Genomic DNA, 15561 nt, shown 5'->3' on the forward strand with positions numbered 1-15561 from the left:
TTTTGTTTTTATCAGATAAGTTTAAATTAAGGTTTATAAAATGAGCGATCATCAGGTCGGTAAAATTAAGGCAGCTATTGTAGGTGCCAGCGGATATAGCGGTGAAGAATTATTGAGGTTGCTTTTTAGGCACGCTCAAGTGGATATCGTGTGCGTTACTTCACGCCAATATGCCGGCCGACCAGTGGGAGATGTTTTTCCTCGTTTTACAGGACTCGATTTAAACTTTTCTTCTCCGTCAATTGATGAAATTGCGGAAAGCGCAGATGTGGCCTTTTTAGCCTTGCCACATGGCGTAGCGGCAGAATTTGCCATTCCCTTAGTAGAGAAGGACGTCAAAGTCATCGATATATCAGCTGACTTCCGTCTCAAATCAACCGAAAAGTACCTCGAGTATTACAATGCGGTACATCCGGCTCCCGAATTATTGAAGAAAGCCGTCTATGGTGCTCCTGAGCGCAGAAAAGAAGCGATTAAAAATGCTGATCTCGTCGCTTGCCCAGGTTGTTACCCCACGAGTATTGCACTGCCTTTGATTCCCTTATTAAAAGCCGGTTTGATTTCTAGCGAAGGTATTGTTTGTAGTTCAATGTCTGGCGTCAGTGGTGCTGGCCGCAAAGTTGATTTGCCCTTTATATTTCCCGAATGCAACGAGAGTGTGCGTCCTTATGGAATCGTGGGTCACCGTCACCTCCCCGAAATTGAACAAGAACTTGCGGAAGCCGCAGGTGTTGATGAGGTAGCGATTAATTTTATCCCTCACTTAGTACCAACTAATCGTGGGATTCATTCTTCGATCATTGCTAAGCTTAAGCAAGGTGTGACAGCCGATCAAATCCGTGAAACGTGGAATGAGTATTATGCTGATGCTCCCTTCGTGCGAGTTTTACCTGCAGGACGTTTAGCAGACACTAAGAATGTGACTTTGACCAACTACTGTGAAATTGCCTGTGCGACAGATGCGCATACGGGCAATGTGATTTTGAGTTCCGCGATTGATAACTTAACGAAAGGCGCGGCGGGACAAGCAGTACAAAATATGAATATAGTTTTTGGCTTTGATGAAAAAGCCGGCCTTTTATAGGATAGATCTTATGGAAAAGACAATAGAAAAAGCAGCACTTCTCATGGAGGCGCTCCCTTATATCCAAGAATTTCGCGACGAAATAGTCGTGGTGAAATTCGGCGGTAGTGCCATGGAAAAACCCGAAATTATCGAAGCGGTTTTACGCGACGTTGTGCTCATGGAGTGCATTGGCATGAGACCCGTGATTGTTCATGGTGGAGGTAAAGCGATTTCAGCAAAACTGGAAACCATGGGTTTGGAAGTGAAGCGCACAGGTGGCATGCGCCATACTTGTAGCGTCACTATTGATGTTGTGGATGATGTTTTACATAACGAAGTCAATAGCCACTTACTCGAACTTTTAGCTAAGCATAAAGGCAAAGCGCAGCGTGTTTCAGGCAAAGATATTCTCAAAGCTGAAAAGCTTTTTGTGAAAGACCCTGAATCTGGCGAAGATGTGGATGTAGGTTTTGTGGGCAATGTCAGTGAAGTTGATGCTGAATACATTCACGACATTATTGAAGCGGGTGTGATCCCCGTGATTGCGCCCCTCGCAAAAGATTCCGCAGGTCACACTTATAACATCAATGCCGATATTGCGGCTGCGAAGATCGCAGAATCCATCAAAGCGCGCAAGCTCGTTTATCTTTCCGATGTTCCGGGGCTTTTAAGTGATCCTTCGGATGAAAACACCCTAATCAACACGATTAAAGTGCACGAAGTTGAAGAGTACATTGCCGACGGAACCATTTCTGGTGGCATGTTGCCCAAAATTCTCAGTGCTGTAGAGGCTTTGAAAGTTGGGACCAAAAAAGTCCACATGATTGATGGTCGTATGCAACACTCACTTTTGCTTGAGATTTTTACTGATAGTGGTGTTGGAACAGAGATTTTAGCTGACTAGGAGAAAGTCATGACAATTAGAGAAAAATACGAAGAGTATATCTTGGGGACTTATAAGCCCTCGATTTTATTTGAAAAAGGTGAGGGTTCTTACCTTTGGGACGAGACGGGTAAGAAATACCTAGACTGCTCTTCTGGAATAAGCGTATGTAATGTTGGTCACGCTCACCCAGTAGTAGCTAAAGCTATTGCGGATCAAGCAAATCAACTCTTACACGTGTCGAATATCTTTATGACCGCTAATGCACCTTTACTCGCCGAAAAAATTTCGAAGGCAAGTTTTGGTGGTAAAGTCTTTTTTGCCAATAGTGGTGCAGAAGCTAATGAGGGCATGATTAAGTTTGCCCGTAAATGGGGTTCTGAGAAAGAACGTCATGAAATTATTTGTATGGAAGATTCTTTCCACGGTCGTACCTTAGCAGCCCTTGCTGCGACTGGACGTGCTCAGTATAGAGTAGGCTTTGGTCCCGACCTTCAGGGCTTTCATCACGTTCCTTATGGTGACATTGAAGCAATTAAAGAAAAAGTCACTGATAAGACAGCAGCGATTATGCTTGAAACAGTTTTAGGTGAGGGTGGTGTAAAGCCTGCTGAGCCAGCATTTATCAAAGCAGTTCGTGAGCTTTGTGACCAAGAAGGCATTTTGATGATGTGTGACGAAGTTCAAACGGGGCTTGGTCGTACGGGTAAGATGTTTGGTTACCAAAACTTTGGAGTTGAACCCGATGTTATGTCCATGGCGAAAGCTTTGGGCAATGGTATGCCGATTGGAGCTTTTGAAGTTCAAAAGCAGTATGAAGGCATTCTCGTTCCTGGCACTCACGCTACTACTTTTGGTGGAACACCTCTGGCTTGTGCTGCGGGTTTAGCTGTTTTTGATGTTTTTGAACAAGAAAATGTTTTAGAGAACTGCCAAAAGCAGGGTGCTAAGTTTATGCAGGCCTTCAATGAAATGAAAGATCAGTATGACTTCATTTCTGATGTGCGTGGCTTGGGCTTGATGATTGGTATTGATGTCGAGATTCCAACTGCCGATGTTTTGGCGAAAGCGACTGATAAAGGCCTTGTGCTCTTAACTGCAGGAACAAAAACAGTTCGCCTCTTACCAATGCTCAATATTACTGATGCCGAAGTGGATCAGGCAATTCAAATTATAAGTGAAATTTTCCAGGAGTTGAATCATGGCTAAAGACTTGATGAATTTATTAGACCTCACAAAAGAGGAATTAAGAGAAGTTTTAGATCTAGCACATAAGTATCGTGAAGATCGCACTTTGGATAATACTGCACTCTCTGGTAAAACTATTGGCCTTATCTTTTTGAAAAACTCGACGCGTACACGCGTATCTTTTGAAACGGGTGTGAATCAGCTTGGTGGCTACCCCATGTACATGGATCAAAATAGCCTTCAGCTCGGTCGTGGCGAATCATTTGTGGATACTGCAAAAGTTCTCAGTCGTTATCTCGATGGTATCGTGATTCGCGGTCATGAGCACGAAGATATCAAAGCTTTTGCGGATGCTTGTACAATTCCAGTGATTAATGCCTTGACAGATACTTTTCACCCCTGCCAGCTTTTAGCTGATATGCAGCTAATTGAAGCCACGAGTGGGAAATTAGAAGGCGTCAAAATTGCCTTCATGGGTGACTGCGCCTCTAACATGGCACTTTCATGGATTTATGCGGCTCATTTAACTGGTATGGAACTCACCCTTGGTGGACCAGAGGGCTACTTGCCACCGCAAGAGTTTTTAGATTCCATTGGCAATCCAAGCAATATCAAAGTGACCACGGATGCTAAAGCAGCCGCTAAAGATGTGGATTATATCTACACGGATGTTTGGGTGAGCATGGGTTTCGAAGAAGAAGCCAAAGATCGCCTCGCGAGCTTCGCACCTTATCAAGTCAATATGGATCTACTCTCAGTTGCCAAGTCCGACGTTAAAGTCATGCATTGCCTTCCCGCTTACCGCGATAAAGAAGTTAGCGCCGAAGTCATTGACGGACCTCATTCCATCATTTGGGATCAAGCCGAAAATCGCCTCCACGCCCAAAAAGCAGTCATGAAACTCAAGTTTTAGTAGTGATTTTAAAAGTTTAATATATAGAGGTATAGATATGAAGATTCTTGTTACTGGAGGTGCAGGTTTCATTGGTTCTGCAGTGATTAGGAACTTGATTGAAAATACAGAAGATGAAGTTTTTAACCTCGATAAATTGACTTATGCAGGGAATTTAGAATCATTAGTATCGGTTGAGACCTCTGATCGCTATCACTTCGCTCAAGTTGATATTTGTGATCGCGAAGCAGTAGAGAATGTATTTGAATCATTTCAGCCAGATATAGTCATGCATCTAGCTGCTGAATCACATGTTGATCGCTCCATTGATGGACCGGGTGAATTTATGCAAACTAATATTATTGGTACGTATACACTTCTTGAAGTGTCGCGATCCTACTGGGAATTTTTAAAAAAATCTTCAGATCCAATTATGCAACAGCGTGCGGAAGCTTTCCGCTTCCATCATATCTCAACAGATGAAGTCTATGGTGATTTGGAAGGGCCGGAAGATCTTTTTAGAGAAGATACTCCTTATGCTCCAAGTTCACCTTATTCAGCATCTAAAGCATCTTCAGATCATTTGGTACGTGCTTGGAATCGTACCTATGGCTTGCCAGTAGTTGTCACAAACTGCTCAAATAATTATGGTCCTTACCACTTCCCAGAAAAATTGATTCCATTAGTAACTTTGAATGCTTTAGCAAAAAAAGACTTGCCTGTCTATGGTGATGGGAAGCAAGTCCGCGATTGGCTTTATGTTGATGACCATGCTCGAGCTCTCTGTCTCGTGGCAAAAGAAGGTGCTAAGGGTGAGACTTATAATATTGGTGGTCACAATGAGAAGCAAAATATTGAAGTTGTGAAAACCATTTGCTCTATACTAGACGAGTTGTCCCCTCGTGAAGATGGAGTTGAGTATGAGAGCCAGATCACTTATGTAAAAGATCGTCCAGGTCACGACCTACGTTATGCGATTGACGCAAGTAAAATTGAGTGTGATCTAGGCTGGACTCCAAAAGAAACTTTTGAATCAGGTATTCGCAAGACAGTTGAATGGTACTTAGCCAATAAAGATTCTTGGTGTAAAAATGTTCTAGATGGCTCTTATCAAATGGAGCGTTTGGGTACTAAGTAATTGAGGGTTATATTTTTTCGTGTGAGCTTTTCTTGATTCGAGCGTTTGTTTAGATGTAGCTATTTTTAATCTAAGTATTGTTTCGCATGATGGAAGTGATTTAAAGCCTTCATTCTTAATTTAGTGAATGTAAGATTCAAAGATTGAAGCTATATTTTCATTAATTTATTATTTCAAAAAGGCTTTTTATGAAAGGGATAGTTTTAGCAGGTGGCTCAGGCACCAGATTGCATCCAATTACTAGGGGAGTGTCAAAGCAGCTTTTACCCGTGTATGATAAACCGATGATCTATTATCCTTTGTCAGTTTTGATGTTATCAGGGATTCGTGAGATTTTAATTATTACTACACCTGAAGACCAAGATGCCTTCAAGCGTGTATTAGGTGATGGTGGAGATTATGGGATCAAATTAGAATACGCAATACAAACTAAACCTGAAGGTTTGGCGCAAGCTTTTATTATTGGTGAGGACTTTATTGGAAGTGATTCAGTGGCACTCGTACTGGGAGATAATATATTCTATGGGGCTGATTTCCCTATTAAACTTACTAAGGCTCGAGATAACAAACTCGGCGCAACAGTATTCTCTTATTGGGTTAGAGATGCGCATGCATTTGGTGTAGTTGAAGTCAACGAAGAAGGAAAAGCGATCAGCCTAGAAGAAAAGCCTGAAAAACCAAAGTCTAACTTTGCGGTTACGGGACTTTATTTTTATGATAATGATGTGGTGAGAATAGCAAAAACAATTCAGCCATCAGATCGAGGTGAATTGGAAATCACAACGATCAATCAAGAGTACCTTAAAAAAGGCTTGCTCAATGTAGTGCGTTTAGGTCGTGGTTTTGCGTGGTTAGATACAGGGACGCACGATAGCTTATTGGATGCAGGTCAGTTTATTCAGACTATAGAGCATCGTCAGGGTTTGAAAGTTTGTTGCTTGGAAGAGATAGCTTACCGTAAAGGTTGGTTAAGTGCTGAAGAAGTTTTAGTGACAGCTCAAAAGTTAGAAAAAACGAGTTACGGGGATTATTTGAAAGCTCTTATTGGTGGATGGAATGAGTAATACTACTTTTGTAACTCAGCCGTACTTACCGCCTTTGAAGGACTTTTTACCCTACTTGGAAGAGATATGGGAAAATAAATGGTTGACCAATAATGGACCTATGCACCAGAAACTTGAGGGTGAGTTAGCGCAATATTTAAAAGTTCCTTATGTAAGTTTATTTTGCAACGGAATGGCAGCATTACAGACATCTTTAAATTGTCTTTGTATAAAAGGAGAAGTGATCACAACACCTTTTACCTTTGTTGCTACAGCGCATGCAATTAGTCTGCATGGTTGTACTCCAGTCTTTTGTGATATAGACAGTAAGACGCTTAATATTGATGTGGGCAAAATTGAAGAGCTTATAACTGATAAAACGACCGCAATAATGCCTGTTCATGTGTATGGTCACCCTTGCGATACAGAAGCTATAGAGAGAATTGCAAAAAAGTATAAGCTACGTGTTATATATGATGCGGCCCATGCTTTCGCAGTCAAAAAAGATGGTAAGTCAATTTTACTGGAGGGGGATTTGTCCATGTTGAGTTTTCATGCAACAAAAGTCTTTAGTACACTGGAGGGTGGAGCTATTGTTTCCCATGACCTAGAAACGAAAACTCGCGTTGATCAGCTGAAGAATTTTGGTATTCAAAATGAAGAAAGTACTCCTAACATAGCCGGTAATGGTAAGATGAACGAAGTCCAGGCGGCCTTTGGTTTGATGCAGTTAGAAAAAGTCGATAAACAAATTAATCATAGAAAATCTATAGCTGAAAGGTACAGAGGCCTATTGTCACAAGTTAATGGTTTAAGAGTTTTTACCGAAATGGAAGGCGTAGAAAGTAATTATGGGTATTTTCCTGTGCTTGTTGAACATGACTTCTCAATGACTAGAGATGGCTTGTATGATCTTTTAAAAGTAAATCAAATTCATGCGAGAAAATATTTTTATCCATTAATTAGTAGCTTCCCTCCTTACAAAAATCTTCCTTCTTCACACAAAGACTTACTTCCAATGGCCAATAAATATGCTCAGCAAATATTGTGTTTGCCAATCTTTCCTGACTTGGAATTGGCAATAGTAGAGAAGATTGTTGATATAATTAAGAGGCTAGGATGAGTCAAATAGATGTCACAATTGGTGTGATTGTTTATAATGCAGAGTTGTTTATTCAGGAAGCACTCAATAGTTGTTTGGAGCAACTAGATGATTCAATAAACATTGAGCTTTTTATTTCTAATGATTGTTCAACAGATAGAACATCCGAACTTATTGAAGTTTGGCTTGCAGAACATGAGAGTAAATTTACGTCGTGTACATTTGTAGATCAGGAAAAAAACCTAGGTGCAAAAAATAATTCAAATTTTGTATTAAATAGCTCTAAAGGAAAGTATTTAAGAACACTTGAGGGAGATGATATTTTGGTTGCGGGAGCCATTAAAAAACTTTATGACTTTGCCGAATCTTTCGAGGAGATTAAATTTGTTTTTACTAATCGCTTATGTTTTTATGATAATGTTACTGAAGCATTTCCTGGACGAAGCACTAGTCGAAAATTTGCTGAAGCAAATGCAGATCTTCAATATCAAATGATGTTGACAGGTATGGAGGCTAATGGACCTACAACTTTTTTTCATCGAGAAACTATCATAAAAGCAGGAGGAAGAGTTGGTGCTCGTAATGCGGGAGATTTGACGACCCTAATTAACTTAACACGCCAGGGAATTAAACTTTACCTATATGAGGAGTCTTTGCTGTATTACCGTGAGCATCCTTCGAGCATTAGCCATTCAAAAGGAGAATCTTGGTGGAAAACAAAGTATGAACTTAAACAATATCGCAATAATAAGTTAATGCGTAAGGATTTAAATTGGAAAATTAAACTCTATTGCTATCAGGACCTCTTAAGGGCAAAGAGAAAATGTGCAAGTTTAAGTTGGATTGAAAAGTTTTCCTTAGTTTTAATTAGGCCAATAGCCAAAATGATGAAAAAAGCTGGAGTTTTATACTAAGATGAAAAAACTTGCAGTAATGCAGCCATATCTGTTCCCGTATATGGGGTATTTTCAGCTTATAAACAGCGTAGATGAGTTTGTGTTGTTTGATAATGTAAACTTTATCAAACGTGGATGGATTAATAGAAATAATATCTTGAGCGGTGGCAAAGCGCATTTGTTTTCCTTGCCGCTGCACAAAGTCAGTCAGAATGACCTTATATATGAGGTTAATATATCTGAAACTAAAGATCAATGGCTGAAAAAATTTATTAAGACATTGGAGCTGTCTTATAAATCAGCCCCAAATTATAAAGATGTGATTGATTTAGTGACCGATATTATAGGAAATGATGAAAAAAATATGAGCTTGTTTTTAGGTGAGGGTTTAAAAAATATTTGTCGATACCTAGGTGTAAACACTAAGTTTTCATATGCTTCTGAACTTCAAAATGATCAAGGCTTACGTGGTCAACAAAAAATCCTTGACCTTTGTATTAAGAGTAAAGCTGATGTTTATGTTAATGCTTCCGGAGGAAAAGAGTTATATAATCGTGAAGTTTTTCTGGCGCAGGGTGTAGATCTTAGATTTATAAAAACCATGCCTTATGAATATTGTCAAGGACAAAGTGGATTTGTGCCTAACCTGTCTATTATTGACGTGTTAATGTTTTGCAACAATGCAAAAGTCAGTGAGATGTTAAAACAAATAGACTTAGAGGTTGGGCAGTGAAAAATAATAAAATCGCTATACACGGTGTGCCTCGTTCAGGTACAACGTGGTTGGGTGAGATTTTTAATAGTTCTCCTAATGTAAAATACCTTTATCAGCCTCTATTCTCATATGCTCATAAGGCGTATTTGAATGAGAACTCCACAGTTGAGCAGATTAATGATTTTTTTAATCGTTTAAGGTTTTGTACGGACTCCTTTACGAATCAGCTTGATACGAGGAAAGATAGTAAACTTCCGAACTTTGAGAAAAGTCAGTTAAATCATATCGTTTATAAGGAAGTCCGTTATCATAATATTATAGAGCACCTTTTAAATACTGATCCTGAACTTCAAGTTTGTTTAATTATACGGAATCCTTTGGCCGTAATAAGTTCTTGGCTTAAAGCTCCTAGAGAATTTAGAGGTGATTTAGGTTGGAAAATTGACGAGGAATGGAGGGCGGCAGCTAAAAAAAATCTAGGTTTAGCAGAAGAGTACCATGGTTATTATAAATGGAAAGAAGCCGCTTTTCTATTTATAAAGCTTAAAAAGATGTTTTCAGATCGTGTATATCTATTGAAATATTCGGATCTTGTAAGAGACACAGAGGTAAGTGTTTCTCAGTTGTTTGATTTTTTCCATATAAAATTATATGAGCAAACGCTAGACTTTATAGAAAACTCTAAAAATAAAAGTAATGAGGATGCTTATTCTGTTTATCGAACAAAAAGCTCAGATGATAATTGGAAAAGTGGTTTGCCTGGTGAAATCATAAATGAAGTTGTAGATGATCTTAAAGGTAGCCCTTTAGAAAAATATTTATAGTGGGAGAATACTAAGTGAATAAGCTTATAAATTTAAAAAAGTATCGAAAAATCAGAAGAGCAAAGCCAAAAATATTATCTATTGAGCGGTTAGAACTAGCCTTTATTGAAATACCTAAAGTCGCATCTCGATCATTGAATAGAGCTATGTTAAGTGTTTACACCAATCAGGACTCGACAATTTTTGATAAGCCCAAAGTAAACTTACTTACAGATGAGATATCAGAGCACTTGTCTTTAAAGAAGATTCAGCAGAAGTATAGAGACTTTTACATATTTTCTTTTGTTAGGGATCCTTATGCTAGGATTATCTCATGTTACAAAAACAAAGTTAAAAACAAGCCTGATGATGATGACTATTTTGGTTATTGTGGTATTAAAAGTACTGATGATTTTGAAACTTTTTTAAACAAAGTGGTGGATATTCCAGATCATGAAGCAGATAGGCATTTTAGGTCTCAGTCATGGTTTCTCTGTGATCAGGATAAACCAACTCCTGACTTTATTGGGAAGCTCGAGAATTTGAATAATGACTGGTCTATCCTGCAGGATCGTTTTTCTTTACCGGATATTCCGCACTTCAATCCAACTGGTAAGCAAGCTTTTGAGTTAAGTAGTGAAATGAAAAAGTTGATTTACAAAAGGTATGAGAAGGATTTTGAAAATTTCTCATATCGATCCTAGTTACTGTTTTTTTTGAATCCCTGCCGTCTTTTTGAAGTTGCAGTCACATTTTTCACGGCTTGGTAGTTATCTGCTATGTCAAAACCTAAAAAGTCACCCATTTTCTTCCATACGCCCGAGTCTTCAAGTTGGCCATGAAATAGTTTTATCGGTTCATTTTTGAAGTACTCGATTACTCCCTGTATATGGTCTAAGTAGCATTGGATATAATGTTGCCGGTGAGAATCCTCCACTTTCATAGCCTTGTCACCATCTATGCGATATTCGTCTTCTTTAGAAATTAAACCTTGTTTTTTGAGTTTTGTAAATTCATCTTCCCTACGATAAGCCTTTGAATGAATAGCCATGGCTCCTGGAGTGTTACCTGCTGAGTGGCTTTTCATTGAATTGAACCATTTGTCGGCATCTCTTTCCAGTAATATGAAACGTGATTGGGGGAACTCCTTGTCAAGGACTTTATAGAATTCGGGTAGCCACCAAGGAGAGTCTTCGTAGGCATTTGCTGTACGAAAATCAATAGAGTTGAAAATTTCTTGATAGTTATTTTTATACCAAGATCGCGACCATTTGTTATCTCTGTCACCACCCCAGCCTATACATCTCATTCCATTGTCACGAAAGAATTGACCTGTTGAAGTAGTTCCAGTTCTTTGCATGGAAATACAAAAAACCTTTGGCTCGTTTTCGAGTTTTTTGATTTGGCTTAGTTGAAATAGTTTTTTGATTTTTTTTCGCATGTGTTGATCCATTTTATTAGTCACAAATCAATCTAGTGTTTATTTTGTTGTTGCCTAATGGCTTAGCTAAAGAATTTAGTTTTAAGCTTGGCTTCTTTGATCTCCGATTATAATAAGAACTTCTGCTTAGTTGTAAGACATTCACAATGTAGAGCAGCCCTGTAGTAATGGCGAAGGCTCTTAATGAATTGACATTTCATTACTAACCTGATCCAGAGAAGTAGCACAGCCTTTTTTTAAGATTTATCGCTCATTGCTAGCTCGTTCTAGTTGTCGTTTTAATAAGTGATTTTCTTGTTCCAACGTAATTAATTTGGAGCCTTTAACATATCTCTTTTTCTACGCTCTTAAAGAATGTCGACTTGATCCGAGCGATTCAGAAGCTTCACTAAGTGAAGGATGTCTTACTTCTACAATATAAAACATTGCCTTGAACTCTCTTGAGAAGGTTATTTATTTGTTGCTTGATATCGGTTAATTTGCTTATCGCTAATTTTGTAAGATAAGCGTTTATAGCTTTTGTGGGTAATTTTAAATTCACAGGGCTTTTTAAATGGAAGTTCGACAGAGTTGCTGAAAAGGTAAATCGGAAAATTTACAGAAAAGATGGAGTAGTGGTTACATGTCATTCAAGTGTTTATTTTAAATAGATTTCATCATTTAATTTAAACAGCTACCAATATTAAGAAACAATTAATTATGGCAGTATTTTGACCTTTACTATTGCCTAAAAACCTTATTCTAAATAGAGTGGGGGTTATTATGAATTTTTATGGTTCTTCGTAGAAATCTGTAAAACTACCGCCTTCGTTCAAACCTTTGCTCCGGCATAAAGCCACTCGCAAGCTCGTTATTTATACGGATAAAGATTTGATCTTCAGTTGCTTTACTGGCGTAATGCTTCGCCAGCGGGCAGAAACCAAAGGTTTCAAATACAAAAAACTGCTTGCACATCTCTCTTTAATTACTACAAAAAGGAGAAAACATGTCAAGCAGTCTACATCAACATACACACGGAATTATTGGATACGAGCACAAGCGCTTTGAATACAAAGGCAATGAACTGATTATTCATATATGTCGAAAAAAAAGACCTTTAACTGTTCCAAATGCAACAGTGCCGATGTGACCGCAACTGCCACAGGTATTCGTTTTATAAAATCATTACCCGTGGGCACAAAAAAGACTTTGTTTTGTGTACAAATGCATAGAGTCCGTTGTCATGATTGTGATTCATATTTAATGGAGAAGCTTTCGTTCATTTCAAGTTCTAAAAGTAGAATCACAAAAGTATTAGAAAGGCATATCATAGAGCTACGAGCGCACATGTGTATTCAAAGTTTAGCTAAATATTTCAAGCTAAATTGGCATACAGTTAAAGCGGTTGAAAAAACATATCTGAGTAAGAAATACAGTAAAGTCCCGTTGAAACATATCAGTTCTATTGGTATCGATGAAATCCATATGGGAAAACGAATTGGCGACAAAGGCTATTTGACAATTGTCCGAGATCTAAAAAGTGGGGCTACGTTATTTGTAGGCAAAGGAAAAAAGGGGGAGTGCCTAGATGGTTTTATGAAAAAACTAAAATCCAGTAAAGCGAACATTGAGTTTGTCGCTGTGGATCTAGCTCCATCTTTTACAGCATGGATTAAGGCTAATTTACCTCATTCTATAATTGTTTATGATCACTTTCATGTCATCAAACTTATGAATGAGAGGCTGAATAAAGTTCGAAGAAGAATTTCCAGAGAACTGGAAGATGAAGACAGGGGTGAAATCAAAGGCCTGAGATGGAAGTTTAACAGAAATAATGAAGACCTTGAAGAAACCGCTCAAGCTGAAATAAAACAATGTTGCAGCTTGTTTTCAGAGCTGGGTATTACATACGCTTTAAAAGAAGCGTTGAGAAGGATTTATCGTATCAAAGATTTGGTTTTCGTTGAAAATGCATTGCAATATTGGTGTGAAAAAGCTGACTGCAGTGAAGTTCCTGAACTAATTTCTATGGCAAAAACAATCCGCAAGCATGCCACGGGGATTTTAGCTTTTTGGAAAACAAAAATAACGTCGGCCATTATGGAAGGATTTAATAATAAAATCGGCTGGTTAACAAGGCAGGCATATGGTTACCGAGATGAAGAATATCTCATACTCAAAATATTTGATTTGCCTAATCTAAAAACTCGGCAGATTTTGTGAACTTTTACAGATAAGTGCGAAGAGGCATTTTTATATTATAAAGTAACTAAGGAAGTCTGTTATGCCAAAGGGAAAGTATATTGTAGATACGAATGTAGATGTGGATGTAGAATTAGATGGATACGACTCATCTGCCATTACCGTAGAAGTAGATGGTTACAATAGTAACATTGATGGTTCTCTAGGGAAAGACAGTTTAAAGGTAGAGGGGGGTTCTTTCCAGGGGCAAGTAGATTTAGGCGAAGATAAAAATTCAGTCACAATCGAAGGTCAAGGCGCTGATTTCACATTAGATACAGGTGCCGAAGCAGATAAGCTAACTGTAAAGAGTACTGCGGTTAATACGGAAGTAGACGCTAATCTTGGTGGAGGTTCGAACTCGGTGAAAGTTGACGCCGATACAGTTGATATGGATTTAGTTACAGGTGGTGATGCTGATAAGTTGAGTGTTAAAGGGTCGTCATTTAGTGGGGATATTGATTTAGGAGGTGGAAAGAATAAAATCGATATCAAGGGTGACCTGTCTAGTGCTTCATTGACTACGGGTGCTGGAGAGGATAAGGTTAGTATTAAAGGTGATGGCTTCTCAGGTATAATTAATACTGGTGCCGGCGATGATAAAATCGATATTAAGGGCGATAATTTTGAAGGTGCTGTGGATGCTGGTGCTGGAGAAGATAGAATCAGTGTTAAAGGTGAGTCGTTTGAGGGTGATGTGGATGCCGGGACTGGCGACGACAGAGTTGATGTCAAAGGTACAGATTTTACTGGTGACGTGACAGGTGGTGACGGCGCTGATGAGATAAATGTTAAAGGCAAATTCTTTAACGGTACAGTAGATGGTGGAGCAGGCGAAGATATTATAAATGTTTCCAGTAAAATTGTAGATGGTGGTACAATTGGTGCGAGTGGTTCAGTAACCGGTGGGGCAGGTGATGACACGATTACAGTGAAATCAAAATTCTCGACTATAGAGGTAGTAGGGGGTATTGGTAATGATACTATTATTATCAAAGGAAGAGAATTTTCTGGTTCAATTGATGCATCTGAAGGTGATGATATAGTTAATATTGACAAATAAGGGTCTATACCCTGTAGGGAACATGCCCGTAAAATTAGTTTAGTCTTAAATTAATTTTCTTCTTGTGGTTCTCCATTATTTTTTATCAAATTGATATATTCTTTCACCAAAGAGTGAGATAGTCCTGTGGCAGAAGAAACTTTCATAAAGTCCCAGCCTTCTTTTAGGCAGGTAAGTACCCTCTTGAAATCATTTGTGTATCTAGTTACAGCAGCTACCGAGTGATTTGTTTCCCGAGCTGTCTGCTCAATGGACTTTCCTTCTTGATAATGTTTCACACAAATGATTCTTTTGTGCGTCAATGTTGGTCCGAGATCATGGATATTTCCTCTTCGAGGTACAGCAATTTTATGTTCTTTTTCATGCTCTCTAACGTAAGAAGATATGGTCGAAGCGGATACACCAATCATAGCTCCGACATCAGCGTTTGTGAGAACGCCACCTTGATCATAAGCTTGGTTAAAAAGTCGAACTGTTTTCTTTATATTTCTCTTACGTTTTTTCTCTTTAGCAATGAAAGCGTCTATATCTTGCTGATGAACCAGATCTAAGGTGACTGGAACGAGTTCACAACGTTCAAGGCTTTTGCCATAACCTATCTGATGAAACGGGTGGTGATTTTGCCATTATTCACGCAGATAGTGATGACGTTGATTTTCATCTCGATATGGGTGATGGTGACGATAAAGTGATTGTCGATCTTGATGATGCTGTTGCTGCCTTCCAAGGTACAATAGATGGTGGTGATGGATCTGGCGATGTTATTCAGCTTAACTATGATGTGCTTAGTGGTGTAGCAGAGCTTTCTGGCTTCGAGAAATTTGACCTCGGTAATGGTGGTCTTACAATTGATCTAGATGCAGATGTTATTGGCCAAAGTACTGGCTCAGTTACCATTGATGTTGATGGTGCTATTGGATCGACTCTCGATGCTACTGGCTGGACGCAAGTTGGCGGCGCAGGAATTGATGCCGCGACAGAGATCATTACAAATGGTGCTGGTACTGTGACTCTTGATCTAACAGATGGCGCATGGGATGGTGGTTTCACAACTTACACATTCGCATAGGTCGAAACTAAATAAGAAAGCTAAGCTTTCTTAAATCAATAA

General features: G+C 38.8%; 16 protein-coding genes and 1 pseudogene. 15 read left to right on the plus strand and 2 right to left on the minus strand.

What is annotated here, in order from left to right:
* Positions 1-40 precede the first annotated feature (40 nt).
* The 11 genes from argC (at position 41) to PQO01_RS13460 (ending at position 10430) form a co-directional block, all read left to right on the plus strand.
* Positions 41-1084: an N-acetyl-gamma-glutamyl-phosphate reductase gene (argC, locus tag PQO01_RS13410; protein WP_274314582.1), complete on the plus strand. Its 1044-nt coding sequence runs from the start codon at positions 41-43 to the stop codon at positions 1082-1084.
* A gap of 10 nt (positions 1085-1094) precedes the next feature.
* Positions 1095-1970: an acetylglutamate kinase gene (gene argB / locus PQO01_RS13415; protein WP_274314583.1), complete on the plus strand. Its 876-nt coding sequence runs from the start codon at positions 1095-1097 to the stop codon at positions 1968-1970.
* Positions 1971-1979: 9 nt separating this feature from the next.
* Complete coding sequence (locus PQO01_RS13420) at positions 1980-3158, plus strand: aspartate aminotransferase family protein (RefSeq protein WP_274314584.1); 1179 nt, start codon at positions 1980-1982, stop codon at positions 3156-3158.
* A complete protein-coding gene (gene argF / locus PQO01_RS13425) occupies positions 3151-4050 on the plus strand; it encodes an ornithine carbamoyltransferase (RefSeq protein ID WP_274314585.1) in 900 nt (299 codons plus the stop codon). The genes PQO01_RS13420 and argF overlap by 8 nt, the downstream gene beginning before the upstream one ends.
* A gap of 37 nt (positions 4051-4087) precedes the next feature.
* Positions 4088-5167, plus strand: a complete 1080-nt coding sequence (rfbB, locus tag PQO01_RS13430; RefSeq protein ID WP_274314586.1) for a dTDP-glucose 4,6-dehydratase — start codon at positions 4088-4090, stop codon at positions 5165-5167.
* Between the two features lie 188 nt (positions 5168-5355).
* On the plus strand, positions 5356-6231 hold the full coding sequence (gene rfbA / locus PQO01_RS13435; RefSeq protein ID WP_274314587.1) for a glucose-1-phosphate thymidylyltransferase RfbA: 876 nt from the start codon (positions 5356-5358) through the stop codon (positions 6229-6231).
* On the plus strand, positions 6224-7333 hold the full coding sequence (locus PQO01_RS13440) for a DegT/DnrJ/EryC1/StrS family aminotransferase (RefSeq protein WP_274314588.1): 1110 nt from the start codon (positions 6224-6226) through the stop codon (positions 7331-7333). The genes rfbA and PQO01_RS13440 overlap by 8 nt, the downstream gene beginning before the upstream one ends.
* Entirely contained in the window at positions 7330-8226 is an 897-nt protein-coding gene (locus PQO01_RS13445) for a glycosyltransferase family 2 protein (protein WP_274314590.1), read from the plus strand. The genes PQO01_RS13440 and PQO01_RS13445 overlap by 4 nt, the downstream gene beginning before the upstream one ends.
* A gap of 1 nt (position 8227) precedes the next feature.
* Entirely contained in the window at positions 8228-8941 is a 714-nt protein-coding gene (locus PQO01_RS13450; RefSeq protein WP_274314591.1) for a WbqC family protein, read from the plus strand.
* Entirely contained in the window at positions 8938-9747 is an 810-nt protein-coding gene (locus PQO01_RS13455; protein WP_274314592.1) for a sulfotransferase family protein, read from the plus strand. The genes PQO01_RS13450 and PQO01_RS13455 overlap by 4 nt, the downstream gene beginning before the upstream one ends.
* A 14-nt stretch (positions 9748-9761) precedes the next feature.
* Positions 9762-10430: a sulfotransferase family protein gene (locus PQO01_RS13460; RefSeq protein ID WP_274314593.1), complete on the plus strand. Its 669-nt coding sequence runs from the start codon at positions 9762-9764 to the stop codon at positions 10428-10430.
* Here PQO01_RS13460 and PQO01_RS13465 read toward each other — a convergent pair.
* Positions 10427-11167, minus strand: a complete 741-nt coding sequence (locus PQO01_RS13465; protein ID WP_274314594.1) for a sulfotransferase — start codon at positions 11165-11167, stop codon at positions 10427-10429. The two genes, PQO01_RS13460 and PQO01_RS13465, sit on opposite strands and share 4 nt — an antisense overlap.
* 985 nt (positions 11168-12152) lie before the next feature.
* On the opposite strand from PQO01_RS13465, the gene PQO01_RS13470 reads away from it, so the two are divergent.
* The 3 genes from PQO01_RS13470 to PQO01_RS13480 all read left to right on the plus strand — a co-directional run bounded on the left by PQO01_RS13470 (position 12153) and on the right by PQO01_RS13480 (position 14450).
* Positions 12153-12296, plus strand: coding sequence for a hypothetical protein (locus PQO01_RS13470; RefSeq protein ID WP_274312490.1), 144 nt, complete (start codon positions 12153-12155; stop codon positions 12294-12296).
* Positions 12245-13369 carry an ISL3 family transposase gene (locus PQO01_RS13475; protein WP_274312489.1) on the plus strand — a complete coding sequence of 375 codons (1125 nt, stop codon included), beginning with the start codon at positions 12245-12247 and terminating at the stop codon, positions 13367-13369. Before PQO01_RS13470 ends, PQO01_RS13475 begins: the two co-directional genes overlap by 52 nt.
* 100 nt (positions 13370-13469) lie before the next feature.
* Positions 13470-14450, plus strand: a complete 981-nt coding sequence (locus PQO01_RS13480; protein ID WP_274314595.1) for a hypothetical protein — start codon at positions 13470-13472, stop codon at positions 14448-14450.
* A 50-nt stretch (positions 14451-14500) separates the two neighbouring features.
* Here PQO01_RS13480 and PQO01_RS13485 read toward each other — a convergent pair.
* Positions 14501-15061 (minus strand): annotated as a pseudogene (locus tag PQO01_RS13485) (DUF1670 domain-containing protein); the annotation flags it as partial.
* 56 nt (positions 15062-15117) lie between these two features.
* Between PQO01_RS13485 and PQO01_RS13490 the strand changes: the two are divergent.
* A complete protein-coding gene (locus PQO01_RS13490) occupies positions 15118-15519 on the plus strand; it encodes a hypothetical protein (protein ID WP_274314597.1) in 402 nt (133 codons plus the stop codon).
* The last annotated feature ends 42 nt before the right edge of the window (positions 15520-15561 follow it).

Source organism: Lentisphaera marina (assembly GCF_028745505.1).
Lineage (GTDB): Bacteria > Verrucomicrobiota > Lentisphaeria > Lentisphaerales > Lentisphaeraceae > Lentisphaera > Lentisphaera marina.

What these genes read in the sequence shown, in the direction of transcription:
- argB (WP_274314583.1), top strand. Translation starts at nt 1,095, where the DNA reads ATGGAAAAGACAATAGAAAAAGCAGCACTTCTCATGGAGGCGCTCCCT.
- PQO01_RS13475 (WP_274312489.1), top strand. Translation starts at nt 12,245, where the DNA reads ATGTCGAAAAAAAAGACCTTTAACTGTTCCAAATGCAACAGTGCCGAT.
- PQO01_RS13465 (WP_274314594.1), bottom strand. Translation starts at nt 11,167, where the DNA reads ATGCGAAAAAAAATCAAAAAACTATTTCAACTAAGCCAAATCAAAAAA.
- PQO01_RS13470 (WP_274312490.1), top strand. Translation starts at nt 12,153, where the DNA reads ATGTCAAGCAGTCTACATCAACATACACACGGAATTATTGGATACGAG.
- rfbB (WP_274314586.1), top strand. Translation starts at nt 4,088, where the DNA reads ATGAAGATTCTTGTTACTGGAGGTGCAGGTTTCATTGGTTCTGCAGTG.
- rfbA (WP_274314587.1), top strand. Translation starts at nt 5,356, where the DNA reads ATGAAAGGGATAGTTTTAGCAGGTGGCTCAGGCACCAGATTGCATCCA.
- PQO01_RS13445 (WP_274314590.1), top strand. Translation starts at nt 7,330, where the DNA reads ATGAGTCAAATAGATGTCACAATTGGTGTGATTGTTTATAATGCAGAG.
- argC (WP_274314582.1), top strand. Translation starts at nt 41, where the DNA reads ATGAGCGATCATCAGGTCGGTAAAATTAAGGCAGCTATTGTAGGTGCC.
- argF (WP_274314585.1), top strand. Translation starts at nt 3,151, where the DNA reads ATGGCTAAAGACTTGATGAATTTATTAGACCTCACAAAAGAGGAATTA.
- PQO01_RS13450 (WP_274314591.1), top strand. Translation starts at nt 8,228, where the DNA reads ATGAAAAAACTTGCAGTAATGCAGCCATATCTGTTCCCGTATATGGGG.
- PQO01_RS13490 (WP_274314597.1), top strand. Translation starts at nt 15,118, where the DNA reads ATGGGTGATGGTGACGATAAAGTGATTGTCGATCTTGATGATGCTGTT.
- PQO01_RS13440 (WP_274314588.1), top strand. Translation starts at nt 6,224, where the DNA reads ATGAGTAATACTACTTTTGTAACTCAGCCGTACTTACCGCCTTTGAAG.
- PQO01_RS13420 (WP_274314584.1), top strand. Translation starts at nt 1,980, where the DNA reads ATGACAATTAGAGAAAAATACGAAGAGTATATCTTGGGGACTTATAAG.